We start from the raw sequence: 27,000 nt of genomic DNA, 5'->3' as shown, positions 1-27,000 counted from the left end.
CAGGTCCTGCGGGTCCTTGGGACCTCACTCGCCGCCGTTGCCGGTGCCGGGCGTGGTCTTCTGGATCTGGAGCAGGAACTCCGCGTTGGACTTGGTCTTCTTCATCCGGTCCAGGAGCAGTTCGATCGCCTGCTGCTGGTCGAGCGCGTGGAGCACGCGGCGCAGCTTCCAGACGATGCCCAGCTCGTCACCGGCGAGGAGGATCTCCTCCTTGCGGGTGCCGGAGGCGTCGACGTTGACCGCGGGGAAGATGCGCTTGTCCGCGAGCTTGCGGTCGAGGACCAGCTCCATGTTGCCGGTGCCCTTGAACTCCTCGAAGATCACGTCGTCCATGCGCGAGCCGGTCTCGACGAGCGCGGTGGCGAGGATGGTGAGCGAGCCGCCGTCCTCGATGTTGCGCGCGGCGCCGAAGAAGCGCTTGGGCGGGTAGAGCGCCGTGGAGTCGACACCACCGGAGAGGATGCGCCCGGAGGCCGGGGCCGCCAGGTTGTAGGCGCGGCCGAGGCGGGTGATCGAGTCGAGGAGCACGACGACGTCGTGGCCCAGCTCGACGAGCCGCTTCGCCCGCTCGATCGCCAGCTCGGCGACCGTGGTGTGGTCCTCGGCGGGCCGGTCGAAGGTCGAGGAGATGACCTCGCCCTTCACCGAGCGCTGCATGTCGGTGACCTCTTCGGGCCGCTCGTCGACGAGGACGACCATGAGGTGGCACTCGGGGTTGTTCGTGGTGATCGCGTTGGCGACCGCCTGCATGATCATGGTCTTGCCGGTCTTCGGCGGGGCCACGATCAGCCCGCGCTGGCCCTTGCCGATCGGGGCGACGAGGTCGATGATCCGCGTGGTCAGCACCCCGGGGTCGGTCTCCAGGCGGAGCCGGTCCTGCGGGTAGAGCGGGGTGAGCTTCTGGAACTCGGGGCGGCCGCGCCCGGTCTCGGGCGCCATGCCGTTGACCGAGTCGAGGCGCACGAGCGCGTTGAACTTCTCGCGCCGCTCGCCGTCCTTGGGCTGGCGGACCGCGCCGGTGACGTGGTCGCCCTTGCGCAGGCCGTTCTTGCGGACCTGGGCGAGCGAGACGTACACGTCGTTGGGGCCCGGCAGGTAGCCGGAGGTCCGGATGAACGCGTAGTTGTCGAGGATGTCGAGGATGCCCGCGACGGGGATCAGGACGTCGTCCTCGTTGACCTGCGGCTCGTTGATCTCGTCGCGGCCGCGACGGCCCCGGCGGTCGCGGTAGCGGCCCCGGCGGCCACGGCGTCCGCCGTCGTCGTCGAAGTCGTCCTGCGGCCGGTTGTCGTGCTGCTTCTGGCGGTTCTGGTTGCCGCCGCCCTGCTGGTCGTCGCCCTTGTTGCCGCGACGGTTGTTGTCGCGGTCACGGTCGCGGTTGTCGCGGCCGTCGCGGTTGTTGTCACGGCCGTCGCGGTTGTCGCGGCCGTCGCGGTCGCGGCCCCTGCGGCGGTCGCGGTCACGGCCCGAGCGGCCCTCGGCGTTGTCGCCGTCGTGCTGGCCGTGCTGGCCGCCCTGCTGGCCGCCGTCCTGGCGGTCCTGCTTGGCGCGGTTGTCGCGGTTCCCGCGGTCGTCGCGGTTCTCGCGCTGCGGCTGCTCGGCGGCCTGCGGCTGCTCGGTGGCGGCCTCGGGGCTGCCGGCCTCGGCCGTGGCACGGCGCCTGCGGCGCTGCTCGCCGCCGGGGGCCTCGCTGGCGGGCTGCCCGGGGATGTCGATCTGCTGCTGCCCGGCCTCGGCGGCCTGCGCCTGCTCCGCGGCGGGAGCGGCGGCGGCCTCCTTCGGGGCCTCCTCGCCGGTGCGCGCCTTGGAGGTGGTGCGGCGCTTCGGCTTGGCCTCGGCGCTCGGCTCGGCCGCGGGCGCGCCTCCGCCGGACTGCGCCTCCTTGATGGCGTCGATCAGCTGGCTCTTGCGCATCCGCGCGGTGCCCTTGATCTTGAGCCCTGAGGCGACCTGCTGGAGTTCGGCCAGCACCATGCCCTCAAGCCCTGTGCCGCGGCGGCGCCGGGTCCCCGCGGAGGGGGCGGCGTCCGTGGTGGGCGCAGCCTCGGCCGCGCTGTCGGCACTCACGCCCATCAGATCGGTGGTGTCGCTCACGAAGGGTCCTTCCCTGGAGCGGACGTCGGCCTGTCTGGCTCGGCGACCGGTTGTGCTGTCCGGCTGTGGTCCTCTGTGAAGGGGATGCGCCGGGGCGATGGACCGCCAAAGAGGCGGAGGAATACGGTGGTGAAGACGCCTGACTCAGCCGTGTCACCAGAAGTGCGTGTCACGGGATTGGGTCACGCCCGTTCCGGAGCGCTTCGGTGTCGCTCCGTGCGTGGCACGGCGCGATACGGGGGCTCCCGGAAGATGAGGTGTCCCGCCCCTGTGTTTCGGGAAGAACCGGCGCCCCGAGAAAAATCGGCGCTCCGGGTGGTCCCGGATTCCTGGCGAAGACACGTGGCACCTCGCCGTTGGGCGATTGGGTGCGCAGTCGAGATTAACAATACCGTATCCAACACATATTCCCCCTCTCCTGTGCGGCGACCGTGGGGTCACGGCGCCAGCGGCAGCACACTCGCGCCCGCGGTGTCGACGGGGACGCGGGCCGCTGCCCACTCCTCGCCCGCGAGCCCGGCGACCTTGTCGGCCGCCTCCTCGTCCACCAGCGCGAGGACGGTGGGTCCCGCGCCGGAGATGACCGCGGGCACCCCGTCCGCCCGCAGCCGTTCCACCAGGGCGAGCGACTCGGGCATCGCCGGTCCCCGGTACTCCTGGTGAAGACGGTCCTCTGTCGCCGTGAAGAGCAGCCCGGGGCGCCTGGTCAGGGCCTCGACGAGCAGCGCGGCACGGCCCGCGTTCGCCGCCGCGTCGGTGTGCGGCACGGTGCGCGGAAGCAGTCCCCTGGCGGTTTCGGTGAGCACCGGGCGCCCGGGGACGAAGACGACGGGGACGACGGAGTCGGCGGGCGTCATCCGGACCGCCCGGGCGAGCCCGCCCTCCATCCACGAGAGCGTGAACCCGCCGAGCAGGCAGGCCGCGACGTTGTCGGGGTGGCCCTCGATCTCGGTGGCGAGTTCGAGGAGGGCCTGCGTGTCGAGCCGGCTCTCGCCGCCGGTCGTCACGGCCCGCGCGGCGACGATCCCCGCGCAGATGGCCGCCGAGGACGAGCCGAGCCCGCGGCCGTGCGGGATGCGGTTGGCGCAGACGATCTCCAGGCCGCGCGGCTGTCCGCCGAGCAGGTCGAAGGCGGCGCGCAGGGACCGTACGAGGAGGTGCTTCTCGTCGCGCGGCAGCGTCTCGCTGCCCTCACCGGCTATGTCGATGCGCAGCCCCGAGTCGGCGACCCGCACCACGACGTCGTCGTAGAGGCCGAGCGCGAGCCCGAAGGCGTCGAAGCCGGGACCCAGGTTGGCGCTGGAGGCGGGGGTGCGCACCCGGACGGCGGCGGCGCGAAAGGCGGGACCGGCCATCGCGTGGGGACTCTCCTTGTGTTCCTCGGGCGGGTACTGACCGCGCAGCGTGGGGCGGGCCGCTGGAGGCGGCAGCCCTCACGGTGACTGTCGCGGGGCGGGCTGGTGGGGATTGGGGTGCGGGGGCGGGGATTTCCACGCTTCCGGCGAATCCCCCCGGAACGTCCGGATCACATCCGGGCGCGTGGGATCGTACGGCCACAACGGCAGCGGCACCGCGGCACAAGCGGCGGGGCAGGTGGGGCACAGCCTATCGAAGGAAGCGCCCCCCGCGACATAGGGCGCACGGGAGGCGCATGACGCGTGTCGTCCGCGGGCCGTGCGACCCCCGCGACTTCGGGCGGTTCCGTATGCCTTGTGCGGGTTTCACGGGGCGGGGGGCGCGCCAGGAATGACACCCGCCTGTGTCTTGCAACGCGGAGACAGGCAGAGGAGCGCGCGGCCCCCACCCGGTCGGGTGACGGCCGCGCGCTCGCTGACGTGTGCCGGCGCCCGCGGACGTGGTGCCGGCCCGTCAGCCTGTCAGCCCGTCAGCCCGAGCCGCCGTGCCGCGGCCACCGCGTCGACCGGGATGACGGTCGGGCGCGGGGCGCCCTCCGTCGCGCGGTCGGGGTCCTTGAGGCCGTTGCCCGTCACCGTGCAGACGATGCGCTGCCCCGGGTCGACGAGGCCCTGCTCGACGGCCTTGAGCAGCCCGGCGACCGAGGCGGCGGACGCGGGCTCGACGAAGACGCCCTCCTGGCCCGCCAACAGCCGGTAGGCGGCGAGGATCTGGCGGTCGGTCACCTCGTCGATGAGGCCGCCCGACTCCTCGCGCGCGGCGAGCGCCTGCTGCCAGGAGGCGGGGTTGCCGATGCGGATCGCGGTGGCGAGGGTGCGCGGGTCCTTGACGACCTCGCCGCGCACGATCGGCGCCGAACCGCTCGCCTGGAAGCCCCACATGCGCGGGGTGCGGCTCGCGACCTTGTCGGCCGCGTACTCGCGGTACCCCTTCCAGTAGGCCGTGATGTTGCCCGCGTTGCCGACCGGGAGGACGTGGATGTCGGGGGCGTCGCCGAGCGCGTCGACGATCTCGAACGCGGCGGTCTTCTGCCCCTCGATACGTACCGGATTGACCGAATTCACCAGCGACACCGGGTAGTTGTCGGCGAGCGCGCGGGCGAGGGTCAGGCAGTCGTCGAAGTTCCCCTCGACCTGGAGGATCTTGGCGCCGTGCACGAGGGCCTGGCCCATCTTGCCGAGCGCGATCTTGCCCTGCGGCACCAGCACCGCGCTGACCATGCGGGCCCGTACGGCGTACGCGGCGGCCGAGGCGGAGGTGTTGCCCGTGGAGGCGCAGATGACGGCCTTCGCGCCCTCCTCCTTGGCGCGCGTGATCGCCATCGTCATGCCGCGGTCCTTGAAGGACCCGGTCGGGTTGGCGCCCTCGACCTTGAGATACACCTCGCAGCCGGTGCGCTCGGAGAGCACCTGCGCGGGGACGAGGGGGGTGCCGCCCTCGCCGAGCGTGACGACCTCGGTCGTGTCCTCGACCGGGAGCCGGTCCCGGTACTCCTCGATGATGCCGCGCCACTGGTGGACCATGACTGCCTACTCTCCTTCAACCCGCATGATGCTGGCGACGCCCCGGACGGTGTCGAGCTTGCGCAGCGCCTCGACGGTGCTGCTGAGGGCCGCGTCGGCGGCCCGGTGGGTGACGACGACGAGGCTCGCCTCGCCGCTGCCGTCGCCCCGGCCCTGCTGGCGCACGGTGTCGATCGACACGCCCTGTTCGGCGAAGACCGTCGCGACCTGGGCGAGCACGCCGGGTTTGTCGGCGACGTCCAGGCTGATGTGGTAGCGCGTGACGACCTCGCCCATGCCCGAGACGGTCAGTCCCGCGTACGCGGACTCACCGGGCCCGGTGGCTCCGGCGAGCCGGTTGCGGCACACCGCGACGAGGTCGCCGAGCACGGCCGAAGCGGTCGGCGCGCCGCCCGCCCCCGGGCCGTAGAACATGAGCCGCCCGGCCGCCTCGGACTCGACGAAGACCGCGTTGTACGCCTCGCGGACACCCGCGAGCGGGTGGCTGAGCGGCAGCATCGCGGGGTGCACGCGCGCGCTGACGCTCCTGCCGTCGGCGGCGCGCTCGCAGATCGCGAGGAGCTTGATGGTGCAGCCCATGGCGCGCGCCGAGGCGAAGTCGGCGGCGGTCACCTCGGTCATGCCCTCGCGGTGCACGTCGTCGATGCCGACCCGGGTGTGGAAGGCGATCCCGGCGAGGATCGCGGCCTTCGCCGCGGCGTCGAAGCCCTCGACGTCGGCGGTCGGGTCGGCCTCCGCGTAGCCGAGCGCGGTGGCCTCGTCCAGGGCCTCCTGGTAGCCGGCCCCGGTGGAGTCCATCTTGTCGAGGATGAAGTTGGTGGTGCCGTTGACGATGCCGAGGACGCGGTGCACGTGGTCGCCCGCGAGGGACTCGCGCAGCGGGCGGAGCAGCGGGATGGCGCCCGCGACGGCGGCCTCGTAGTAGAGGTCCCGGCCGTGCTCGACGGCGGCGGCGTGCAGCGCGGGGCCGTCCTTCGCGAGGAGCGCCTTGTTCGCCGAGACGACGGAGGCGCCGTGCGCGAAGGCCGTCGTGATGAGGGTGCGGGCGGGCTCGATGCCGCCGATGACCTCGATGACGACATCGAGGTCGCCGCGTTTGACGAGCGCGGTCGCGTCCGTCGTGATGAGCGCGGGGTCGATGCCCTCGCGCACCTTGTCCGGGCGGCGCACCGCGACGCCCGCGAGTTCGACGGGGGCCCCGATGCGGGCGGCGAGGTCGTCGGCGTGCGTCGTCATGATGCGCGCCACCTCTGAGCCGACTACCCCACAGCCAAGGAGCGCCACCTTCAGCGGACGCGTGCGCATCATCCGACCTCGTTTCGTCTTTCCGTGTCGTTCCGCGGGCTTCCGCGTGTTCCGTGGCGCGGAGCCTTTGTGTCGCGGAGCCCTGTGTGTCGCGGAGTCTGTGTGTCGCGGTGGGTCCAGTCTCACGCACGGCCCCGGGGTTTCAGCCCCGCGTCCGATGCGTGAGACAAGCATTCCGTACGGGTGCGGGGCGCCGTGACCCGCCCTGCCACGACGCCCCGCACCCTCGCCCCGGCTCAGCCGACGTCGAGCCTGAGCAGGTCCTCCTCCGTCTCACGGCGCACGATGACGCGGGCCTGCCCGTCCCGTACGGCCACGACGGGCGGGCGCAGCGCGTGGTTGTAATTGCTCGCCATCGAGCGGCAGTACGCGCCCGTCGCCGGCACGGCGAGCAGATCGCCCGGCGCGAGGTCGGCCGGGAGGAAGGCGTCGCGCACGACGATGTCGCCACTCTCACAGTGCTTGCCCACGACGCGGACGAGCATCGGCTCGGCGTCGGAGACGCGCGAGGCGAGCGCGACGGTGTACTCGGCGTCGTAGAGCGCGGTGCGGATGTTGTCCGACATGCCGCCGTCGACGGAGACGTACGTGCGCAGTCCCTCCAGCGGCTTGATCGTGCCGACCTCGTAGAGCGTGAAGGCCGTGGGCCCGACGATGGCACGGCCCGGCTCGACGGAGATACGGGGCACGGCGAGCCCGGCGCTCTCGCACTCGCGCGTGACGATGTCGCCGAGCGCCTTGGCGATCTCGTGCGGCTCGCGCGGGTCGTCCTCGGAGGTGTAAGCGATGCCGAGGCCGCCGCCGAGGTCGATCTCGGGCAGTTCGACGCCGTGCTCGTCGCGGATCTCGGCGAGCAGCCCGACGACGCGGCGCGCGGAGACCTCGAAGCCCGCCATGTCGAAGATCTGCGAGCCGATGTGGGAGTGGATGCCGACGAGTTCGATGCCGTCGAGGGTGAGCGCGCGGCGCACGGCCTCGGCGGCCTGCCCCCCGGCGAGCGCGAGGCCGAACTTCTGGTCCTCGTGCGCGGTCGCGATGAACTCGTGGGTGTGCGCCTCGACGCCGACGGTGACGCGGATCTGCACGCGCTGGACGCGGCCGAGCGCCTGCGCGGTGTGCGCGACGCGGGCGAGTTCCTGGAAGGAGTCGACGACGATGCGGCCGACCCCGGCGGCGACGGCGCGCTCGATCTCGGGCGCCGTCTTGTTGTTGCCGTGGAAGGCGATGCGGTCGGCGGGCATGCCCGCGTCGAGCGCGGTGAGCAGCTCACCGCCGGAGCACACGTCGAGGTTGAGGCCCTCCTCGTGGAGCCAGCGCACGACGGCGCGGCTGAGGAAGGCCTTGCCCGCGTAGAAGACGTCGGCCGCCTCGCCGAAGGCGGAGCGCCAGTCGCGGCAACGGGCCCGGAAGTCCTCCTCGTCCAGGAAGTACGCGGGCGTGCCGAACTCCTCGGCGAGGCGCGTGACGGGCACGCCGCCGACGCTGAGCGCGCCTTCTTCGGCCGTCTCGCGGCGGACGGTGCGGGCCCAGACCTTCGGGTCGAGGGCGTTGAGGTCGGCGGGCGGGGCCGCGTAGTGGCCCTCGGGGAGGACGTCTCCGTGGCGGGGACCCGCGGGGTGGGCGGAACGGCTCATGGCTGTCGTGCTCTCTTCCTCGTACTCACACGTACTGGGGTGCGCTGATGCCGAGCAGGGTCAGGCCACCGGCGAGCACCGTCCCGGCGGCTTCGGCGAGGGCGAGCCGGGCACGGTGGGCGGCCTGGGGTTTGAGCCCGCCGAGCGGGAGCAGCCCGCCGGTGCGGTCGTGCAGGTCGAGGAGCGCGCCGGCGAGCCGTACGAGCCGGCGCGCGAGCCGGTCGGGCGCGCGGTACTCGGCGGCGCGGCGCAGCACGGCGGGGTGCTCGGCGAGCAGCGCGAGCAGCGGCGCGGCGTGGGGACCGCTGTCGCCCGGCTCGGGCGCGTACCCGAGTGCGGCGGCGTTGCGCACGAGGGCGCGGGCGCGGGAGTGCGCGTACCGGACGAGGAAGAGGGGGTTCTCGACGCGCTGCACGAGAAGCGCGGCGTCGAGCCGCGGGCGGTCGGCGGGGGCGGTGTGGAGCAGGGCCCAGCGGTGCGAGTCGGGGTCGAGGGGGGCGGTCTGCTCGTACGGGGGGGCGGCGCGGAGGGGCTCGCCAGCGTCGGTGCGTACGTGTGCCTCGCCGCCTTGTGCGCGGGTGATGCGGGCGACGGCCTCGGCGAGGACGTGCGCGCGCTCACCGAGGGGCCGGAGGACGAGCCGGTGACCCGCGAGGGCGTCGCCGCGGCGGGGGGCGAGGGTCTCGGCGACGAGGTCGCGCTCGTACGTGGAGGAGTCGGCGAGCAGGAAATTGAGGAACCCGGGCCCGGTCACGCGGACGTCTGCGAGGCGCGGATCGTGGCGCAGCCGCTCGCGGAGGAGGGCGGCGAGGGCGAGGGGGGAGGTGTGGGCGGGCCCGGCGGCGACGAGCGCGACGTTGCAGGCGTAGTCCCCGTACCCGCCGGGCCTCGGCACGGCGACGGTGACCCGCCCGAGCACCTGCTCCGGCACGGACCGGACCTCTCCTTCACCCACGACATGCCGCAGCGCACCGAGGACGGTGCGGGAGAGTTCTGCGGGGGTCACGGGTCCAGCGTAGGGGAGGGGGGCGGGGTGGGGGCGAATGGATAAAGGCCAGGTCCCGGAATGTGGACGGGGCGGGGTGGGGCTGGGCGGGCGGGGCGGAGTGAGGTGGGCGGGGCGGAGTGAGGCGGGCCGGAGCTGCTACTCCCCCTCCTCCTTGTCGACGGAGACCCGTCGGCCACGCTCGGCGAGTTCCCGCACGGCGGCGACGAGCAGCTCGGGTTCGAAGGGCTTGGCGAGGAAGAGGTCGATCTCGGGGAGCGAGCGGTCGACCTCGTCGGCGCTGGAGGCACTGACCATGGCGAGCGGCACGTGGCTCGTACGCGGATCGGCCCGCAGCCGCTCGGCGGTCCGCACCCCGTCGAGGCGGGGCATGGCGATGTCGAGCGTGATGACGTCGGGCCGCACCTCGTGCACGATCTCCAGGCACTCGGCACCATCGGCCGCGGTCACCACCTCGAAGCCTTCCAGTTCGAGGTTGACCCTGATCAGCTGCCGGATCATCTTGTTGTCGTCGACGACAAGAACCCGGCCGGTCGCCCCTGCCACACCCCCGAGCCTAGGCGCGCCCCCCACCCCTCGTCCCGGCTTTCCCCACATCCACCCCCGCGGAGGGACCCACCCGGACACCCGTACGGAGCCGAATACCCGGTCACGCCCACCCACCCGAAGCTGGTAACGTTCTACCCGTCGCCGCCCCACAGCGGCCGACACGCCCCCGTAGCTCAGGGGATAGAGCAACGGCCTCCGGAGCCGTGTGCGCAGGTTCGAATCCTGCCGGGGGCACTCGCCAGAGATCAGCGGAAGTCGCGCGCTGAGTTGGGCGGATGCCGAATGATGAGAGCGGGAGCCGGTTCGACCGGCTCCCGCTCTTTCGCGTTGGTTCTCGGCATCCGCGTCGCTCCTGCGTCGCGGTCCGGCGGCTGTACGGCTTTTCAGGACGCCTTCTTCCGGGCGGGTGTCGTCTTCTTCTTCGGGGCCGTCTTCTTCGCCGTCGTCTTCTTCGCCGGGGCGGTCTTCTTCTGCGGGGCGGTCTTCTTCGCGGACGTTGTTTTTTTCTTCGGGGCCGCCTTCTTCTTTCGGTCCTCCAGTTGGTGGACCTCCGCTACCTCCTCGTCCGAGGGGTCGCCGCCTCGGGACTCCTGGGCTGCCTTGACGCTGTTCTCCAGGGCTGCCATCAGGTCGATGACCTTGCCGCCGCCCGCCGGGCGTTCGGGGGTGGGGAGTTCGTGGCCCTCGGTCTTGGCGGCGATCATCTCCTCGACGGCCTGGCGGTAGTCGTCGTGGAGGTCGTTCACGTCGGCCTCTCCGAGGGTGTCCATGAGGGACTCGGCGAGGTCGAGTTCCTTGTCGCGGACCTTGACGTCCTCGGTGGGGGCCACGCCCTCCGGGACGCGGATCTCGTCGGGCCAGTGCAGTCCGTGCAGGACGATGACGTCGCCGACGACGCGGAGCATGCCGAGGCGTTCCTTGCCGCGCAGGGCGAACTTGGCGAGGGCGACGCGGTTGCCGCGCTTGAGCGCCTCGCGCAGCAGCGTGTACGGCTTGGCGGCGTTCGAGCCGCCCGAGGCGAGGTAGTAGGCGGCGTCCATCTGGAGCGGGTCGATGCTGTCGGCGGGGACGAAGGCGACGATGTCGATCGTCTTGGTGGTCGGGAGCGGGAGCGAGGCGAGGTCCTCGTCGGTGATGGGGATGAGGCTGCCGTCCGCGTCCTCGTACGCCTTGCCGATCTCGTCGCCCGAGACCTCCTTGTCCTCCAGTTCGCACACCTTGCGGTAGCGGACCCGGCCGCCATCCTCGGTGTGGATCTGGCGGAAGGAGACGGTGTGGTTCTCGGTGGCGTTGACGAGTTTCACCGGGATGCTGACCAGGCCGAAGGAGACCGCGCCGTTCCATATCGATCGCACGTCGCTGCCTTTCGCCGAGGGGCGCCCGTCGTGGGCTCGGACCGGGACGAGTGGACACCCGCTTTGCGTGGAATTCTTATCGTATGACGCCGATCACGCATGTGGCGGGGCGACGGCTCGCGCTGAGCAATCTGGAGAAGGTGCTGTACCCGGGCGACGGCTTCACGAAAGGGGAGGTGCTGCACTACTACGCGGGGGTCGCGGAGGTCATGCTGCCGCATCTGCGGGACCGGCCCGTCTCCTTCCTGCGGTACCCGGACGGGCCGTCCGGGCAGCGTTTCTTCTCCAAGAATCCGCCGCCGGGTACGCCCGATTGGGTGCGGATCGCCCGGGTCGAGCGCTCGGACGGGGCGGGCGAGCAGGTGGTGATCGACGATCTGGCCTCGCTCATGTGGGCGGCGAACCTGGTGACGGAGTTCCACACGCCGCAGTGGCGCCTGGACGCGCAAGGGCGGGCGGACCGGCTCGTGCTCGATCTCGACCCGGGCGAGCCCGCCACGATCGTGGAGTGCGGGATCGTGGCGCGGTGGCTGCGGGAGCGGCTCGCGGCGGACGGGCTGACCGCGTACGTGAAGACGTCGGGCTCCAAGGGGCTGCACCTTCTCGCGCCGCTCGTGCCGGCGCCGTCGTCCGCGGTCACGGCGTACGCGAAGAGGCTGGCCGTGGAGGCGGAGCATGAGCTCCCGGACCTCGCGCTGCACCGCATGACGAAGAAGCTCCGCGCGGGCAAGGTCTTCGTCGACTTCAGCCAGAACGCCGCCGCGAAGACGACGGCGACCCCGTACACCGTCCGCGCCCGCGACTACCCCACGGTCTCGGCCCCGGTGACCTGGGAGGAGGTCGAGCACTGCGAGGGCCCGCAGGACCTGGTGGTGCTGGCCCAGGACATCCCGTCCCGTCTGGAGGAGCACGGCGAACTCCTCGCGCCGCTGGTGGCGGGCGAGGGAGCGGGGGAACTGCCGTGAGGGGACGGGCGGGGGACGAGGGGAAGGGGGCGCCGCCGTGACCGGTCTGCCCCCCGGGTTCGGCCTGCCCCTGCGTGCCGCCCTCGCCGAGGCAGTCGACCGGCTGCCCGCGGGGGCCGGGTGGGTGTACGAGCCGAAGTTCGACGGGCATCGGCTGCTCGTGGTGCGTGGGGAGCGGGTCGTGTTGCAGGCGCGCTCGGGGCGGCGGGTGACCGGCGCCTTTCCCGATCTCGTGGCGGCGGCGGAGCGGTTGCCGGAGGGGACCGTGCTCGACGGGGAGGTCGTGGTGTGGACCGAGGGGCGCACCGATTTCGCCGCCGTGCAGCGGCGGGCGGCGGCGACCGCCGCGCGGGCCCCCGTGCTCGCGCGGGCGCTGCCCGCCTCGTACGCCGCCTTCGACCTCCTCGCGCTCGGCGGCGAGGACCTGCGTCGGCGCCCGTACGAGGAGCGCCGCGCGCGGCTCGTCGGTCTGCTCGCGCCGCTCGGCCCGCCGCTCCAGGCCGTGCCCGCCACGGACGAGCGCGAAACGGCGCTCCAGTGGTACGAGGCGCTCGCCGGGACCGGCGTCGAGGGCATCGTCGCCAAGCGCGCGGGACAGGCGTACCAGGGCGGGCGGCGCGCGTGGCGCAAGGTGCGGCACCGCGACACGAAGGACGCGCTCGTCCTCGGGTACGTCGGCGCGCGCCGCGCCCCGCGGCTGCTCGTGCTCGCCCTGCCGGGTGACGGCACCCCCGTCGCCTCCCGGCCGCTCGCCCCCGCGCTGCGGGCCGGGGCAGCCGGGGCGCTGCCGGCCGACGAGGAGGGGGCGGCCGAGGCGGTGATCACCGCCGCCGGGGTCGGAGAGGTTCCGTACACGCCCGTACGGCCCGGTGGGGTCGTGGAGGTGCGGCAGGAGACGACGCGGCAGGGGACCGTGGAGGCGGTGCGGTTCCGGGGCGGGGCCGGGGAGTGAGCGCCGGGCCCGGCCAGGCCCCGGGGAGTGAGCGCCGCTCGTGACGCCTTGCGGTCTTTTGCGATCTCTCTGTGCGGCTTTTACGTTGATTCATGACCGTATGCGGTCGCTTCGTCGCACTCCAGGGAGTCTGCCCATGTCATCTCGGACGCCGTACCGGAAACCCGCCGCGCTCGCCCTCCTCGCCGTCGCCGCTCTCCTCTCCCCCGCCGCGGCGGCCCACGCCGATACGGGCCCCCACCTCGACCCGGCCCCCCGCGCCGCCTTCGGGGAGACGCCCGCCAGCGCGCACGGCCGCGTCGTCGCGCGCGAGGGCCTGACGCTGCGCGACGCCCCGCGCCGCGCGGGGACCGAGGTCGGGCGGCGCCCGTACGGCGACAGCGTCGCGATCCACTGCGCCATGCTCGGCGAGCGCGTGCGGGGCGAGGACCGCTGGTACCTCCTGACGGACGGGACCTGGGTCGCGACGCCGAGCAAGTCGATCGCGACCGAGGGCGTCCCGCGCACCTGCTGAGCCCCTGAGCGCGCTCGGGCCCCCGCCGACTCCACCTCACATAACGGGACATTCCGTACCCCGCTTGCTACGTTCCCGGCATGACCGGAACCAGGACGGCCGACGCGGCGGCGGGCCTCTCGGCGCACGCCGTGCCGTCCGTCCGCCGGCGGGGGGTCGAGCTGGGGCTGCTCGTACTCGCCGTGGGGCTCGTACTGCTCGGGTACGTCGCCGTGGGGCTCACGCGCGAGGACCGCGTGCCGCCCGACGCACTGCGCAATCTCGCCGTGCTCGCGGGCCTCGCGCTCCTCGCGCACCTTCTCGTCCGACTGCGCGCCCCGTACGCCGACCCGCTCCCGCTGCCGATCGGCGTGCTGCTCAACGGCGTCGGCCTCGTCCTCATCTACCGCCTCGACCTCCAGACCCCGGGCGACCGCGCGGCGCCCGCGCAACTCGTGTGGTCGATGACGGGTTTCGCGCTCTTCCTCGCCGTCGTGGCGCTGCTGCCCGACTACCGCCTCCTCCAGCGCTTCTCTTACCTCGCCATGGTCGCGGCCCTCGTCCTGATGATCGTGCCGATCTTCTTCCCCGCCGTGAACGGGGCGCGGATCTGGCTGCGGTTCGGGGACTTCTCGCTCCAGCCGGGGGAGTTCGCGAAAGTGCTGCTCGCCGTCTTCTTCGCGAGCTACCTCGCCGCGAACCGCGAGGCGCTGCGCCACGCCGGCCGCAGGCTGCTGTGGACGCGGCTGCCGAGCGCACGCGTCATCGGACCCGTCCTGACGGTGTGGCTGCTGAGCGTCGGCGTCCTCGTCCTGGAGCGCGACCTCGGGACCTCGCTGCTCTTCTTCGGGCTCTTCGTCGTGCTGCTGTACGTCGCGACGGGGCGCACCGGGTGGATCGCCGCCGGGCTCGTCCTGGCCTCGCTCGGGGCGTGGGCGGTGGGGACGCTGGAGCCGCACGTGCACCAGCGCGTCGAGGACTGGCTGCATCCCTTCGCCTCGATCGAGGCGGGCGAGGGTCCGGGGCAGCTCGCGCAGTCCCTCTTCGCCTTCGCCGCCGGAGGCTTCACGGGCACGGGACTCGGCGCGGGGCACTCGATCCTCATCGGCTTCGCGACGAAGTCCGACTTCATCCTGGCGACGGCGGGCGAGGAACTGGGCCTCGCGGGCCTCACGGCGCTCTTCCTCCTCTACGCGCTGCTCGTCGCGCGCGGCTTCCGTACGGGTCTCGAACTCCCCGACACCTTCGGGCGGCTGCTCGCGACGGGGCTCGCCTCGATCGTCGCGCTCCAGGTCTTCGTCATCGCGGGCGGCGTGACGGGCCTCATCCCCCTCACGGGCATGGCGATGCCCTTCCTCGCGCAGGGCGGCTCCTCGGTCGTCACGAACTGGGTCATCGTGGCGCTGCTGCTGCGCATGAGCGACCGGGCGGCGCGCCTCGGGGACGTACCCGACACGGGCGGGGTGCGGCTCGGGGACGTACGGAGCGGGGGGTGAGCCGCTACCAGCGGCGCGCCGCCCTCTTCTGCCTCCTGCTGCTGGTCGCCCTCGTGCTCAACGCCGTCCGCGTCCAGCTCGTCCGCGCCTCCGCCTACGACGACAACCCCGCCAACCGCCGCGCCGCTATCGCCCGTTGGGACCGGCCGCGCGGTGACATCCTCGTCGGCGGGCGCGCGGTCACGGGCTCGCGGGACACGCACGAGCAGCTGCGGTACGAGCGTACGTACACCGAGGGCCCGCTCTACGCGCCCGTCACGGGCTTCGCCTCACAGGTGTACGGGAGCACGCTCCTCGAGCGCGCCGAGGACGGGCTCCTCACCGGCACCGACCCCGCTCTGAGCGCCTTTCCGCTGTGGGACGACCTCGTGCGCGCGCGGCCCAGGGGCGGGAACGTCGTCACGACGATCGACCCGAAGGCGCAGCGCGCCGCGTACGAGGGGCTCGCGGGCCGCACGGGCGCCGTCGCCGCGCTCGACCCGTCCACGGGCCGCGTCCTCGCGCTGGTCAGCTCGCCCTCGTACGACCCCGCCGCGCTCTCGGGGACGAGTCGCGCCGTGACGGCGGCCTGGGCGCGCCTGACGTCCGATCCGGGGCAGCCGCTCCTCAACCGGGCGCTGCGGCAGACCTATCCGCCCGGCTCGACGTTCAAGATCGTGACGGCGGCGGCGGCGCTGGACTCGGGCGCCGTGGCGGACGTGGACGAGGCGACGGACGCGCCCGACCCGTACCGGCTGCCGGGGAGCGACACGAGGCTCGCGAACGAGGTGGAGGGGTGCGGGGACGCGAGCCTGCGGTACGCCTTCCGGTGGTCGTGCAACACGGTGTTCGCGGCGCTCGGGGTACGGACCGGGCTCGACGGCATGGTGCGCGCGGCCGGGCGTTTCGGCTTCGACGAGGCGGGCCCGGGCATCCCCTCGCCCGTCGTGCGCTCCGTCTTCGGCACCCGGCTCGACAAGGCGCAGCTCGCGCTCTCCTCGATCGGCCAGTACGACACGCGCGCCACGCCGCTCCAGATGGCGCTGGTCGCCTCGGCCGTCGCCTCCGGCGGCTCGGTGCCGCGCCCCCGGCTGGTGGAGCGCACCACGACGCACGGCGGGGGCCTCGTGGACGCGCCGCCCTCGCGCACGCTGCGGCAGGCCATGACCCCCTCGACGGCGGCGCGGCTGCGGGAGCTCATGGTGGACGCGGTCGAGAAGGGGACCGGGCGGCGCGCGGCGATCAAGGGGGCGACGGTGGGCGGCAAGACGGGCACGGCACAGCACGGGGTCGGCAACGAGGGGACCCCGTACGCGTGGTTCGTCTCGTGGGCGCAGGGGGCCGACGAGCCCTCGCCGCGGGTCGCCGTGGCGGTCGTGGTCGAGGACGCGTCGGCGGACCGGGGCGAGATCAGCGGTGGCGGGAACGCGGCCCCGATCGCGCGCGCGGTGATGGCGGCGGTGGTGGGGGAGGCGAAGGGGAAGCGCTGACCCCGGGGACCGCCCTCGTCCCGCCTGGCTCAGCGCACGCCCTCCCGCCCGGCTCGGCGCACGCCTCGTCCACCCGGCCTCCCCCCACGCCCCTCCCCCGCGCGCCCCGGTGCCGTCCGTCCGGCTCAGCACACTCCCTTGCCGCCGGGGCAGTACGGCTTCGTCATCTCCGAGCGCACCTGCGCGACGCGCTTCGCCGCCGCCGCGAGGTCGACGTCGGCGGTCTTCGCCGCGACGCTCTTCGGGGTGATCTCGGCGACCGTCGCCGCCGTGTTGTCGTCGGCCCAGGCGCACATGGGGAAGACGACGGTGACGGAACCCTGCGTCGTGGACATGGTCTGGCAGCTCACGCCCGTCTTCGCCTCCGCGTCGCCGCCGAAGCTCTTCGCGGGCGCGAGCAGCTTGGCGCCCTTCGCGCCCGCCGCGCCCTTGAGCATCGCGGCGCGCGTGTCGCCGGGCTCGCGGATGCGGCCGTTGAAGCCCGAGACGACGAGCGAACCGCCCCCGCCGTCCGCCGCTCCGCCGACGTACGTGACGACGACGGCCGAGGCGTCGCGCACGTCGCGGGCGCCGCGCGCCTCGGTGTTGATCTTCGCGCCCTCGTTCCGCGAGAGGTCCTGGTCGCGCGTGTAGGCGCCGTCGAGGAGGGCCGCGGGGGGCGCGAGGCGCTGGTGGACCTGCGGGAAGCCCGCGTCCGGGTCGGAGCCGCCGCCACCGCCGCGCGTGGCGAGCACCGCGCCGACCACGACGAGCAGGGCGACGCCCGCGCCGACGCCGAGGAACAGGGGGCGCTTCGACTTGCGCGGCCTCTCCGGGGCGGGATCACCGAAGGCGGGCACGGCGGCCGTGGCGGCACCGGGCGTGGCGCCGGGGCCGTACAGCGAGTCGTAGGCGGCTCCGTACGAGGGCTGCGAGCCCGGGGCGGGGGACGGGCCGGACGACCGCGGGTCCGGCTGCTGGGGCGCCTGAGGCTGCGGGCTCGGGGTCTCCTGCCCCGGCGGCAGGGGCTCGGGGGCGCCGTAGGGAGTTCCGTACGGGGCCGGCTCCGGCGTGCCGTAGCCGGGTTGCGGAGCCTGGGACCAGTCGCCGTAGGCCTCGGGAGCCGCGTAGGGCTGCTCGCCGTACCGCGCGGATGCCTGCTCCCCGTACTGGCCCCCGTAGGGCGCCTGTTCCCCGTAAGCCTGCCCCCCGTAAGGCTGTTCGCCGTAGGGCTGCTGGGCTTGCTGGTGCCCGTACGGGTCCTGGGCCGGGTAGCCGTAGGCCGCCCCCTCCTGGGGATGGGGCTGCTGCTGCTCGTAGGGGTACGGGGGCTGGGCGGGCGGCTCGCCGTAGGGGGGTCCGTGGGGATCTCCGTGGGGATCTCCGTACGGGTGCTGCGGCGGCGGAGGCGTGGACATGGCCAAACGGTAGGCGATGCGCGGGACCGCCGGGACACCTACTCCCCCGCGGCGACCCCCAACGCAAAGTTCCGGCAAGGGGATTGACGCCCTTACTGACACGGAGTCTCATAGTGGTGTGACCGCCGGTAACGCGGCCGGAGCCGGCACGACGGAGAACGAGGGTGGCAGGACATGGCGACGGTGACGGACTTCGAGCTCCTCCGTGACGCGCTGGGGACGCTCAAGAACAGGGAAGCGGTGGCCGAGCGGCTCCTGGAGTCCTCGGCGAAGCACTCCTTCGACCCCGACAAGGAGCTGGACTGGGACGCGCCCTTCGAGCCGGGCAAGTGGTTCTGGCCGCCCGAGCTGGTCTCGCTGTACGGGACGCCGATGTGGGAGCGGATGAGCGAGGAGCAGCGCGTCACGCTCTCGATGCACGAGGCGGCCTCGCTCGCCTCGCTCGGCGTGTGGTTCGAGATCATCCTCATGCAGCTGCTCGTGCGGCACATCTACGACAAGGACATCACGAGCGCCCACACGCGGTACGCGCTCACCGAGATCGCCGACGAGTGCCGGCACTCGATGATGTTCGCGCGCCTGGTGAAGACCGGCGGCGTGGACCCGTACCCGGTCACGCGCTTCAACCACAACATGGGCCGAGTCCTCAAGACGATCTCGACGACGCCGGGGTCCTTCGCGTGCACGCTGCTCGGCGAGGAGATCCTCGACTGGATGCAGCGGCTCACCTTCCCGGACGAGCGCGTGCAGCCGCTCGTGCGCGGCGTGACGCGTATCCACGTCATCGAGGAGGCGCGGCACGTGCGGTACGCGCGCGAGGAGTTGCGGCGGCAGATGGTGACGGCCCCGAAGTGGGAGCGGCACCTCACGCGGCTCTCGGCGGGTGAGGCGGCGCGGATCTTCTCCATCGCCTTCATCAACCCGGACGTCTACGCGAACGCGGGGCTCGACAAGCGCGAGGCGCTGCGACAGGTGAAGGCGAGCGCGCACCGCAGGGAGGTCATGCAGAACGGCGCGAAGCGGCTGACGGACTTCCTGGACGACATCGGGCTGATGGAGGGCGTGGGCCGGCGCCTGTGGCGGTCCTCGGGGCTGCTGGCCTGAGAGAGACCCCGCGAGATGGGTGAGCACGCACCCACCTCGTGGGGGCACCAGCCGAGCCGCTCGGTGACACTGGAGGCGTGAAGACCGAGAACGTCGTGTTCGTGGGCGGCCCGCTGGACGGCCGCACCCTGCCGGTACTGACCGGCCCCACCGGGCAGCCCCCCAAGCAGTACAAGGTCCCCGTCCCGGGCCCCGCCGGGGAGACCCTGCTCGTCTACAACCGGGAGCCGCTGCTGCGCCCCGGCAGCAAGCTCGGGATGCCGCGCGGCTGGCGGTACGTGTACGACCCGGAGGGAGTGCTCGCGCGCCGCCGGTGGCCATGGCAGCCCCGCCCGAAGGAGGCGTGAGGCACGGGCTTGACCCTCACACGGTGTCAGCCGGTCGGCTCGGAGGCGACAGGCCAGCGCCCACCTCCCGGAGGACCCCGTGCCCACGCCCTACCTCGGTTCAGGCCCGTACTGCTACGCGAACTCCCTCGTCACGCTCCTGGGGCCCGGCGCCCCCTCGCCCGCGCTCGTCGAGACCCTGACCGGCTCGGCCTTCGGCTTCCAGTGGATCGGCGGCCGTCGCCCCTTCTTCGACGCGCTCGGCTGGGACCCCGAGCAGGGCGTCGACGCCGCGCTGCGGCTGCTCGGCGTGGCGTGCGCGCGCACGGCGGGCGGCGGCCCGGACGAGGCGCTGCGGCGGCTGCGTACCGCGCTCGCCGAAGGGCCGGTCCTCGTCGGTCCCGTGGACATGGGATTGCTGCTCCACCAGCCCGGCACCCCGTCCACGGACGGCGGCGACCACTACGTCGTCGCCCTGGACCTGGACGCGGACGGCCTCGTGACCTTCCACGACCCGCACGGCCACCCCTGGGCAACGCTTCCCGCGCCCGCCTTTCTCGCCGCGTGGGCGGCCGAGACCGTGCCGTACACCGAGGAGCGGTACGTGATGCGCCACCGCTTCACGGGTCGCCCGGACCCGGACGCCGCGCTGCGCGCGCTGCTCCCCGAGGCGGCGCGATGGGCCGCCGGGCGCACGGACCTCCCGGTGCCCCCGGGCACGCTCGGCGGGGCCGAGGGCGTGCGGGCGCTCGCGGCCCGCCTGGGGGCGGGGGAGCTGCCCGAGGACGACCGGGCGTTGCTCGTCCACTTCGGAGTACGGGTCGGAGCGCGGCGGCGCGCGGACGCGGCCGGCTGCCTGCGGGGCCTCGCCCCTGCCGCCGCCGGAATCCTGGACACGCAGGCGCGGCTCGTCGGGGCGCTCCAGTACCCGCTGGTGCGTCGGGACGACGGCGCGGCGGCCGGGTTGCTCGGCGAGCTCGCGCCGACGTATCCGCTCCTGAGCGCGGCGCTCGCGGAGGCGGCGCGCACCGAGGCGGTGAGCCGCAGGGTGCGCACGGCCCCGGGGACACGGTGAATCACCGCGGTGCGGGCCCGCCGCCCTTCCGGGGGCCCGCACGGCGTGGGGCTCAGGCCCCGGCCCGCACCGACTCCAGGTAGGCGTTCGTCTTCTCGGGCTCGAAGAAGAAGTTCTCGAAGTCGGCCGGGTCGTCGAAGCCGTTGGCGAAGCGGTCGGCGACGGGCTGCGACTGGCCTGCCGCGCCTATCAGGTTGAGGACGTGCTCCGGGGGGACGCCGAGCATCGCGTTGGTCCACTTGACGACGTGCTGGGCGGTGTCCCAGTAGCGGTCGAAGGCGGACCGCATCCACGCCTCGTCGAAGGGCCGGTCGCCGTGCTCGATGATCGAGGACAGGTAGCTCGCCGCGCACTTGGACGCCGAGTTCGAACCCTGCCCCGTTATCGGGTCGTTGGCGACGACGACGTCCGCGACGCCGAGCACGGCCCCGCCGCCCGGCAGGCGCCCCACCGGCTTGCGGACGGTGGGCGCGTACCGGCCCGCGAGCGTCGCGTTCGCGTCCGTCAGCTCGACCTTCGTGGCGCGCGCGTACTCCCACGGCACGAACTTCTCCAGCAGCTCCAGCGTCAGCGCCAGGTGCTCGGAGGGGTCCTTGACGCCCTTGAAGGCGTCGAGCGGGCCGCCGGGGACGCCCTCGAAGAAGAGGATGTCGGCGCGGCCCGTGTTGGTGAAGGTCGGCATGACGAACAGTTCGCCGACGCCGGGCACGAGGTTGCAGCGCACCGCGTCGAAGTCCGGGTGCTCGGGGCGCGGCCCGAGCCCGTGCACGTAGGCGACGGCGAGCGCGCGCTGCGGGGCGTCGAAGACGGAGCGCGAGGCGTCCCGCTCGAACATGGAGACCAGCTCGCCCTTGCCCGCCGCGACGAGCACGAGGTCGTACGTGCGCGAGAAGTAGTCGAGGTCCCCGACCGCCGCGCCGTGGATGACGACCTGGCCGCCGCGCTGCGCGAAGGTCTCCATCCAGCCGGCCATCTTCACGCGCTGGTCCACGGACTGCGCGAAGCCGTCGAGCCTGCCCACCCAGTCGACCGCGCGGCTGGAGTCGGGGGCCGCGACCGAGACGCCGAGGCCCTCGATGCGCGGGGCCTGGTTCTCCCAGAAGTTCAGCTCCAGGTCGCGTTCGTGCTGGAGCGCGGTGTGGAACATGCACTGCGTCGACATGACCCGCCCGGAGCGGATCTCGTCGGCCGTGCGGTTCGACATGAGGGTGACCTCGTAGCCGTGGGACTGGAGGCCGAGAGCGATCTGGAGACCGGACTGCCCGGCCCCCACGATGAGTACCTTCCGCATGCCTTGCGGTTCTCCTTGCCTGGGCGGGCGTCCGTGGGCCGCGAAGCGGGGCGCCCGGGGTGTACGGGACGTCGTCGCCGGCCCGGGCTCCGTACGGGTCGTCCTACCCCCGTACGGAGACCGTCACGCCGCCTACTCGGGCAGGGCGTCGAGCGCGTGAGCGACGAGCGCGAGCAGGGTCTCGACGACCGGTATCCTGCGCCGCGCATCCATGATCATCACAGGTACGTGCGCGGGGATCGTCAGCGCCTCCCGCACGTCGTCCGGCTCGAACCGCTCCGAGCCGTCGAAGTGGTTGACGGCGACGACGTAGGGCAGTCCGCAGCTCTCGAAGTAGTCGAGCGCGGGGAAGCAGTCGCCGAGCCTGCGGGTGTCGGCGAGCACGACGGCGCCGACCGCGCCGCGCACGATGTCGTCCCACATGAACCAGAAACGCTGCTGGCCCGGCGTACCGAAGAGGTAGAGCACGAGGTCGTCGTCGAGCGTGATGCGCCCGAAGTCCATCGCGACCGTCGTCGTCGACTTCTCCGGGGTCGCGGAGAGGTCGTCGGTGTCCTCGCTCGCGCGGGTCATGACGGCCTCGGTCTGGAGCGGCACGATCTCCGAGACGGCGGCGACGAGCGTCGTCTTGCCGACGCCGAAGCCGCCCGCGACCACGATCTTCGTCGACGCGGGAGCCCGGCTCGTGTCCAGCTGCCAGGGTTTGAGGTCCTCCTCGCCGGGCGCGGGGGCTTGCGCCGGGGCACGCGTGCCCACGTACGCGGGCCCGGGGCGGCCGAGGAGATCAGAGGCGGCGGAGTCCACTCAGCACCCTTTCGAGCAGTGCGCGGTCGGGCTGGCCGGGCTGCTGCCCGGTGCCGTAGACGCGGATCTTTCCCTGGTCGGCGAGGTCGCTGAGGAGCACGCGGACGACCCCGAGCGGCATGCGCAGGAGCGCCGCGATCTCGGCCACCGTGCGCATCCTGCGGCACAGTTCGACGATGGCGCGCATCTCCGGCATGACCTTGGTGCGCAGGTCGCCGTTGACCAGCTCGGGGCGCTCCTGGGGCGCTTCGAGGGCGGCGACGAAGGTCTCGACGAGCAGCACGTGCCCGAAACGGGTGCGGCCCCCGGTGAGCGAGTACGGGCGCACGCGCGAGGGTTTGCGGTCGGCTCCCCTCGTCGGGAGCTTCGGACTCTTGGGCTCGCTCACTGGCCCGCTCCCTTCGCCGTACTCGCTCCCGGCCGCTCGCCGGGAGCCTCGCCCTCCATCGACTGCCGCAGTTCGCTGCGGAGTTCGGGCGTCAGGACGTGCCCGGCGCGGCCCACGAAGAGGGCCATGTGGTAGGCGACGACGCTCATGTCGCAGTCGGCGGCGGCGTGCACCCCGAGGAGCGAGCCGTCGCTGATCGCCATGACGAAGAGCGCGCCCTCCGCCATCGCGACCATGGTCTGTTTGACGCCGCCCGCGTCCATGAGCCGCGCGGCGCCCACGCACAGGCTGCCGAGCCCGGAGACGATCGTGGCGAGGTCGGCGCTGGAGCCGCGCGGGCCCTGCGGACGGTCCGTCTCGGCGGCGGCGCGCTGGTGCGCGGGGTCGGAGGAGAGCAGCAGCAGTCCGTCCGAGGAGACGACGGCGACCGAGAGGAGCCCCGGTACCTCCTCGACGAGGTTGGTGAGCAGCCACTGGAGGTTACGGGCCTCTTTGCTGAGGCCGTAACCGGTCCGGTCGCCGCCCGGCGTGGTTGAGTCGACGGTGCGTGCCGTACCTGTGGTACGGCCGGGCGCAGTCACCTGCGTTCCTCCTCGGCTGAGTCCCCCTCGGCTGATACCTCACGCGCGTCCGCCGTGGTCGGGGCGGCGGGCGGTCGGGTGCTCCCGGTGGGCGCCTGCGCGCCGTGCCGGGCGGGTTCCTCGTCCTCGGCGCCGGGAGGGGTCAGGCTCCCGGTCTCCTCGGCGAGGGCGGCCTCCACGTCCTTGCGGCCCTGGGTGGCCCCCTGGTGGAAGCCGCCGAGCCTGCGGCGCAGGGCCTCGGCGTCCACGCCGGGGGTGGCCGCTCGGGGTGCGGGGGCGGGCGCCGAGATCTTCGGCGTGCGCTTGGGCAGGCCCTTCTCGGTGACCCGGTCCCAGCTCTCCACCCGCTCCGCGGCGGCGGCCTCCGCCTCGGCGGTGTCCGGGATGCGCGCGTGGGCGTCCGGCCCTATGGCGTAGGGGGAGGCGGGGGGTGCGGGTGCGGGTGCGGCGGGCGGCCCTTCGGGAGCGGGCGGCTCCTCGGGGGCGGGCGGCTCCTCGGGGGCCGCCGCTTCCGGGGCGGGGGGCGCCGCCTCGGGGGCGGGGATACGCCCGTCCCGTACGGGGGGCTGCTCGGCGCTCGCGGAGGGCTGTTCCGGTACGGGGGCGTCGTCCCGCGCGGGCGGGGTGTGGCCCGTGCCCGTGCCGTTCTCGCCGCCCGGAGCCGGGCGGGTGCCGTCCGGTGCGGGCGGGAGGTGCAGGAGCATCGTGGTCTCGCTCGACGGCTCGACCGTGGGGGCGGGAGCGACACCGGGGCCCGAGGCGGCGGGCTTGGGGGGCGCGGGGTGCTCGGCGGGGGTGTCCTCCGCAGGGGCGCTCCCGGCGGGGGGCGCCTCGGCGGCGGGCACCTCGTCCGCGGGCTTCGCACCCTGCGGGCTCCGGGCCGCGGCCACGCTCGCCTCGGCCGCCTCGATGAGCGGGTCCGTGCCGGGTGCGGCGGCGGGGGTGACGCGGCCCTCCGCGACGGGGTGCCGCGCCTCCGTACCGGCGGCGGAGCCTTCCCGGTCCGCACCGGGGGCGGGGGCCTCCTGCGTCGTACCGGCGGCCGGTGCCTCCTGGCCCGCACTCGCGAGGCCCGTGCCCGTACCGTTCGCGACCGGCTCCGCGACCTCCCTGCCGGGGAGTTCGTTGGAGTTGGCCTCGGCCTCGGAGCCGGGGAGAGCGACCGCCGGAGCCGCGCCCGGGAGGTGGCCGCCCGCGTGGGGGGTGACGACCCCGGCCGCCGGGGTCGCGAGTATCGGTGGGGGCAGCACCGCGACGGCCGCGATGCCGCCCTGCTTCTGCTCGCGCAGCCGGACCCTGATGCCGTGCCGCGAGGCGAGGCGCGCGACGACGTAGAGGCCGAGCCCGAGCCCCTCCTGCCCTTCCTTGAGGGTGTCGCCCGGCTGGAAGGAGGTGAGGAGTTCGTTGACCTCGTCGAGGCGCGCGGCGGACATGCCGATGCCCTCGTCCTGCACCGAGAGCATCACCTCGCCGTTCTCCAGGAGCCACGCCGAGACCTCGACCTGCGCGTCGGGCGGCGAGAACGATGTGGCGTTCTCCAGGAGTTCGGCGACGAGGTGGCTCAGGTCGTCGGCGCAGAAGCCCGCGATGTGCGCGTGCGGGGGCAGCGCGGCGATGCGGACCCGCTCGTAGCGCTCGATCTCGCTGACCGCCGCGCGCAGCACGTCGACGAGCGGGACCGGGTTCGGGTTCTGCACGCCGTGCTCGGCGCCCGCGAGGACGAGCAGGTTCTCGCTGTGGCGGCGCATGACGGTCGCGAGGTGGTCGAGCTTGAAGAGGGTCGCGAGGCGGTCGGGGTCCTGCTCACGCTCCTCCAGGTTCTCGATGACGCCGAGCTGGCGCTCGACGAGGCCGAGGGTGCGCAGCGCGAGGCTGACGAAGGTGCCGTTGATCGAGCCCTTCGCCTGGTCCAGCTGCTCCTGGACCCCGGCCAGCTCGGCACGGAGCCGGTCGCGATCGGCGGCGACGGACTGCCGCTGCCCGATCAGGTGCTTGCGGTCGCCCTCCAGCGTCCCGATCCGCTCGTGGAGCGAACAGGCGTGCGCGTGCAGGACGTTGACGGAGTGCACGACCTGGGCGAACTCGTCGTTGCGGCCCGTGAAGCGCACCGGCTCCTCGGCCGCGGGGTCCTCCGCGTCCGCGAGGCGTTTCGCGCCGAGGCGCAGTGCGGCGAGCGGGCGGGTCAGCGAGCGCGCGGTGGCCATGCCCACGCCCGCCGCGGCGAGCAGCAGGACGCCGACGAGCGCGACGCGCAGCTCCAGGGACCGCACCTCGTCGTCGCGCAGCGCCTCGGTGCGGTGCGAGCGGTCCACGGCGAGCGCCGCGTCCGCCGAGCGCATCAGCTCGATGCGGGCGCCGAGCGCTGCGGAGACCTTGGAGGTCTTGAGGCCCAAGTCCTCGTCGGAGAACTCGGGTTCGTCGGTGAGCCGGGCGAGGTACTTCTCGGCGTTGTTGACGTCGGCGCCGGTGACGGTGGTGGTGTACGCGGAGAGGTCGGCCTCGCGCGCGGTGGCGCGGAAGGTGGCGAGCGCGGCCTCGGAGCGGATCTGCGCCTCGTGGGCCGCGCGGCTGAGCGCTTCGCGCTGCCGGTCGCCCGCCGGGTCGGAGACGGGGACGGTGGTGGCGATGCCCGTCAGGGGGTCGACGCGGGTCTCGGTGCCGGTGGGCCGGGGCACGGCGAGCGCCGCGAGGAGCAGCCCCCGTACCGCGCCCGCCTCGGTCACCGCGGTGTCCAGGTCGACGAGCGCGTGCGGGGCCTCGGCGGCGTCCTTCGGGAGCGCGTCGGCGAGCAGGGCGACGCGGGCGTGCAGGTGGTCGATGATCCGGCTGTACGAGGTGTGCGCGGCCAGTGCCGTGCCCTTGCCCGTGAGCGCCTGCCGCCGTACGCCGCTGATCGCGTCGAGCTGGTCGCGCAGCCCCTTCGGGATGTCGGCGGCCTCCAGCTCCTGCACCCCCCGATCGACGCGGGCGCTGCGCTGTTCGCTGAGGCCGTCGCCGTGCGGGCGGCCCGCGGCGATGTAGGCACTGACCTCGTCGCGCTCGTCGGCGAGGGCCTGGGCGAGCGCGGTGGACTGCTGCGCGACGCCCGCGTCGTCCACGAGCCGCTGCGCCTCGTGCACCCGGTCGGTGGCGTCGGCGAGGGCGGGGGCACCGGCGACCGCGACGGCCGCGGCGACCACGGCGACGGCGATCACGAGACGGGAGCGGACGCGCTTACGACGCCCGGCGGGCGGTGCGGGCGGGGGCACGGAGCCCTCGGGCTGCCGGGGTCCCGGGATGCGGAGCGCGGGGGTGGTGGGGGCGGAGTCCGGTGCGCCCTGGCCGCCCTGCGCGCCCTGGCCGGGGGCCGGCTGGTCCCGGGGAAGGGTCCGCTGGTCCGGAGCGGAGCCCGGCTGGTCCGCGGCGGAGCCCGGCTCGTCCTCGCCGGGGCGTGTGGGCTCCCGCCCCGCGAACTGACCGGGAATCGGCTGGTCCCGCGCCGTGGCCACCTCCTCCTCGCTCCGTGCTCCGCCCTTGCCCCGAGGCCGCGTTTTCTGCACCGGTGCTCACATTCCTGACTCGTCCTGCCCCTGCGCCTGGGTGACGGGTTGTCAGTGCAGGCGCCCCCGCGTTGCGTTCGCGACCATTCCAGTGCCTTCGGGAGGCGGCCGCGCGCATCGCCTGCCCCGCCACCCGAAGGAGTGAACCGCCCCGGGGAGTTGGGGAGCAAGTTTCCCATTCCCCGGATGGCGGCGTGCGTGGTGCGCCGGTTGGACGCGCACGGCGGGCTTTGGCAAG

Annotated in this window: 22 protein-coding genes and 1 tRNA gene; 9 read left to right on the top strand and 14 right to left on the bottom strand. The window is 73.7% G+C overall.

The genetic code is table 11. The annotated features are described in order from the left end of the window. Positions 1-24: 24 nt before the first annotated feature. The 7 genes from rho to ACIP4O_RS13750 form a co-directional block, all read right to left on the bottom strand. Positions 25-2,094: a transcription termination factor Rho gene (gene rho / locus ACIP4O_RS13780; protein WP_401574672.1), complete on the bottom strand. Its 2,070-nt coding sequence runs from the start codon at positions 2,092-2,094 to the stop codon at positions 25-27. A gap of 437 nt (positions 2,095-2,531) precedes the next feature. Next, on the bottom strand, positions 2,532-3,449 hold the full coding sequence (gene thrB / locus ACIP4O_RS13775; protein ID WP_361331645.1) for a homoserine kinase: 918 nt from the start codon (positions 3,447-3,449) through the stop codon (positions 2,532-2,534). Between the two features lie 522 nt (positions 3,450-3,971). Then, on the bottom strand, positions 3,972-5,033 hold the full coding sequence (thrC, locus tag ACIP4O_RS13770; protein WP_401574671.1) for a threonine synthase: 1,062 nt from the start codon (positions 5,031-5,033) through the stop codon (positions 3,972-3,974). Positions 5,034-5,039: 6 nt separating this feature from the next. Continuing rightward, positions 5,040-6,338, bottom strand: a complete 1,299-nt coding sequence (locus ACIP4O_RS13765; protein ID WP_361331724.1) for a homoserine dehydrogenase — start codon at positions 6,336-6,338, stop codon at positions 5,040-5,042. A gap of 236 nt (positions 6,339-6,574) precedes the next feature. After that, positions 6,575-7,972, bottom strand: a complete 1,398-nt coding sequence (gene lysA / locus ACIP4O_RS13760) for a diaminopimelate decarboxylase (protein ID WP_401574670.1) — start codon at positions 7,970-7,972, stop codon at positions 6,575-6,577. 25 nt (positions 7,973-7,997) lie between these two features. Beyond that, positions 7,998-8,978, bottom strand: a complete 981-nt coding sequence (gene nrtL / locus ACIP4O_RS13755; RefSeq protein ID WP_401574669.1) for an ArgS-related anticodon-binding protein NrtL — start codon at positions 8,976-8,978, stop codon at positions 7,998-8,000. Between the two features lie 138 nt (positions 8,979-9,116). Further along, positions 9,117-9,524, bottom strand: coding sequence for a response regulator (locus tag ACIP4O_RS13750; protein ID WP_401574668.1), 408 nt, complete (start codon positions 9,522-9,524; stop codon positions 9,117-9,119). Positions 9,525-9,689: 165 nt separating this feature from the next. Here ACIP4O_RS13750 and ACIP4O_RS13745 point away from each other — a divergent pair. Beyond that, positions 9,690-9,761: transfer RNA gene (locus ACIP4O_RS13745), tRNA-Arg, on the top strand. 149 nt (positions 9,762-9,910) lie between these two features. On the opposite strand, the gene ACIP4O_RS13740 is transcribed toward ACIP4O_RS13745, so the two are convergent. Continuing rightward, entirely contained in the window at positions 9,911-10,882 is a 972-nt protein-coding gene (locus ACIP4O_RS13740) for a Ku protein (protein ID WP_401574667.1), read from the bottom strand. A gap of 83 nt (positions 10,883-10,965) precedes the next feature. On the opposite strand from ACIP4O_RS13740, the gene ligD reads away from it, so the two are divergent. The 5 genes from ligD (at position 10,966) to ACIP4O_RS13715 (ending at position 16,257) form a co-directional block, all read left to right on the top strand. Further along, positions 10,966-11,847 carry a non-homologous end-joining DNA ligase gene (gene ligD, locus ACIP4O_RS13735; RefSeq protein ID WP_401574665.1) on the top strand — a complete coding sequence of 294 codons (882 nt, stop codon included), beginning with the start codon at positions 10,966-10,968 and terminating at the stop codon, positions 11,845-11,847. A 37-nt stretch (positions 11,848-11,884) separates the two neighbouring features. Then, positions 11,885-12,799, top strand: a complete 915-nt coding sequence (locus ACIP4O_RS13730; protein ID WP_401574664.1) for an ATP-dependent DNA ligase — start codon at positions 11,885-11,887, stop codon at positions 12,797-12,799. A gap of 136 nt (positions 12,800-12,935) precedes the next feature. Then, positions 12,936-13,313 carry a hypothetical protein gene (locus ACIP4O_RS13725; RefSeq protein ID WP_401574663.1) on the top strand — a complete coding sequence of 126 codons (378 nt, stop codon included), beginning with the start codon at positions 12,936-12,938 and terminating at the stop codon, positions 13,311-13,313. Positions 13,314-13,393: 80 nt separating this feature from the next. Then, on the top strand, positions 13,394-14,788 hold the full coding sequence (locus ACIP4O_RS13720; protein WP_401574662.1) for an FtsW/RodA/SpoVE family cell cycle protein: 1,395 nt from the start codon (positions 13,394-13,396) through the stop codon (positions 14,786-14,788). After that, a complete protein-coding gene (locus tag ACIP4O_RS13715; RefSeq protein WP_401574661.1) occupies positions 14,785-16,257 on the top strand; it encodes a penicillin-binding transpeptidase domain-containing protein in 1,473 nt (490 codons plus the stop codon). The genes ACIP4O_RS13720 and ACIP4O_RS13715 overlap by 4 nt, the downstream gene beginning before the upstream one ends. A 125-nt stretch (positions 16,258-16,382) precedes the next feature. On the opposite strand, the gene ACIP4O_RS13710 is transcribed toward ACIP4O_RS13715, so the two are convergent. Further along, a complete protein-coding gene (locus ACIP4O_RS13710; protein ID WP_401574659.1) occupies positions 16,383-17,654 on the bottom strand; it encodes a hypothetical protein in 1,272 nt (423 codons plus the stop codon). A gap of 174 nt (positions 17,655-17,828) precedes the next feature. On the opposite strand from ACIP4O_RS13710, the gene ACIP4O_RS13705 reads away from it, so the two are divergent. From ACIP4O_RS13705 to ACIP4O_RS13695, 3 genes are all read left to right on the top strand, one after another. Continuing rightward, positions 17,829-18,758 (top strand): diiron oxygenase, encoded by a 930-nt coding sequence (locus ACIP4O_RS13705; RefSeq protein ID WP_361331606.1) that lies wholly within the window; start codon positions 17,829-17,831, stop codon positions 18,756-18,758. A 77-nt stretch (positions 18,759-18,835) separates the two neighbouring features. Continuing rightward, on the top strand, positions 18,836-19,105 hold the full coding sequence (locus ACIP4O_RS13700) for a hypothetical protein (RefSeq protein ID WP_401574658.1): 270 nt from the start codon (positions 18,836-18,838) through the stop codon (positions 19,103-19,105). A 79-nt stretch (positions 19,106-19,184) separates the two neighbouring features. Beyond that, entirely contained in the window at positions 19,185-20,159 is a 975-nt protein-coding gene (locus tag ACIP4O_RS13695) for a hypothetical protein (protein ID WP_401574657.1), read from the top strand. Between the two features lie 52 nt (positions 20,160-20,211). On the opposite strand, the gene ACIP4O_RS13690 is transcribed toward ACIP4O_RS13695, so the two are convergent. From ACIP4O_RS13690 to ACIP4O_RS13670, 5 genes are all read right to left on the bottom strand, one after another. Continuing rightward, positions 20,212-21,450, bottom strand: a complete 1,239-nt coding sequence (locus tag ACIP4O_RS13690; RefSeq protein WP_401574656.1) for a styrene monooxygenase/indole monooxygenase family protein — start codon at positions 21,448-21,450, stop codon at positions 20,212-20,214. A 132-nt stretch (positions 21,451-21,582) separates the two neighbouring features. Continuing rightward, positions 21,583-22,254, bottom strand: coding sequence for a GTP-binding protein (locus ACIP4O_RS13685; protein ID WP_401574655.1), 672 nt, complete (start codon positions 22,252-22,254; stop codon positions 21,583-21,585). Beyond that, positions 22,235-22,642: a DUF742 domain-containing protein gene (locus ACIP4O_RS13680; RefSeq protein ID WP_164287373.1), complete on the bottom strand. Its 408-nt coding sequence runs from the start codon at positions 22,640-22,642 to the stop codon at positions 22,235-22,237. The genes ACIP4O_RS13685 and ACIP4O_RS13680 overlap by 20 nt, the downstream gene beginning before the upstream one ends. Further along, positions 22,639-23,223, bottom strand: a complete 585-nt coding sequence (locus tag ACIP4O_RS13675) for a roadblock/LC7 domain-containing protein (RefSeq protein ID WP_401574654.1) — start codon at positions 23,221-23,223, stop codon at positions 22,639-22,641. The genes ACIP4O_RS13680 and ACIP4O_RS13675 overlap by 4 nt, the downstream gene beginning before the upstream one ends. After that, positions 23,220-26,711: a nitrate- and nitrite sensing domain-containing protein gene (locus tag ACIP4O_RS13670; RefSeq protein ID WP_401574653.1), complete on the bottom strand. Its 3,492-nt coding sequence runs from the start codon at positions 26,709-26,711 to the stop codon at positions 23,220-23,222. Before ACIP4O_RS13670 ends, ACIP4O_RS13675 begins: the two co-directional genes overlap by 4 nt. Positions 26,712-27,000: the final 289 nt, after the last annotated feature.

It is taken from the genome of Streptomyces sp. NPDC088923, assembly GCF_044749745.1.
In the GTDB taxonomy this organism is placed as follows: domain Bacteria; phylum Actinomycetota; class Actinomycetes; order Streptomycetales; family Streptomycetaceae; genus Streptomyces.
Note: the sequence above shows the minus strand (reverse complement) of the source record. Positions and strands in the feature narration are given on the sequence as shown.

Coding starts and splice junctions, on each gene's coding strand:
- ACIP4O_RS13725 (WP_401574663.1), top strand. CDS start 12,936: ATGTCATCTCGGACGCCGTACCGGAAACCCGCCGCGCTCGCCCTCCTC.
- thrB (WP_361331645.1), bottom strand. CDS start 3,449: ATGGCCGGTCCCGCCTTTCGCGCCGCCGCCGTCCGGGTGCGCACCCCC.
- ACIP4O_RS13765 (WP_361331724.1), bottom strand. CDS start 6,338: ATGCGCACGCGTCCGCTGAAGGTGGCGCTCCTTGGCTGTGGGGTAGTC.
- ligD (WP_401574665.1), top strand. CDS start 10,966: ATGACGCCGATCACGCATGTGGCGGGGCGACGGCTCGCGCTGAGCAAT.
- ACIP4O_RS13705 (WP_361331606.1), top strand. CDS start 17,829: ATGGCGACGGTGACGGACTTCGAGCTCCTCCGTGACGCGCTGGGGACG.
- ACIP4O_RS13720 (WP_401574662.1), top strand. CDS start 13,394: ATGACCGGAACCAGGACGGCCGACGCGGCGGCGGGCCTCTCGGCGCAC.
- thrC (WP_401574671.1), bottom strand. CDS start 5,033: ATGGTCCACCAGTGGCGCGGCATCATCGAGGAGTACCGGGACCGGCTC.
- ACIP4O_RS13710 (WP_401574659.1), bottom strand. CDS start 17,654: ATGTCCACGCCTCCGCCGCCGCAGCACCCGTACGGAGATCCCCACGGA.
- ACIP4O_RS13690 (WP_401574656.1), bottom strand. CDS start 21,450: ATGCGGAAGGTACTCATCGTGGGGGCCGGGCAGTCCGGTCTCCAGATC.
- lysA (WP_401574670.1), bottom strand. CDS start 7,972: ATGAGCCGTTCCGCCCACCCCGCGGGTCCCCGCCACGGAGACGTCCTC.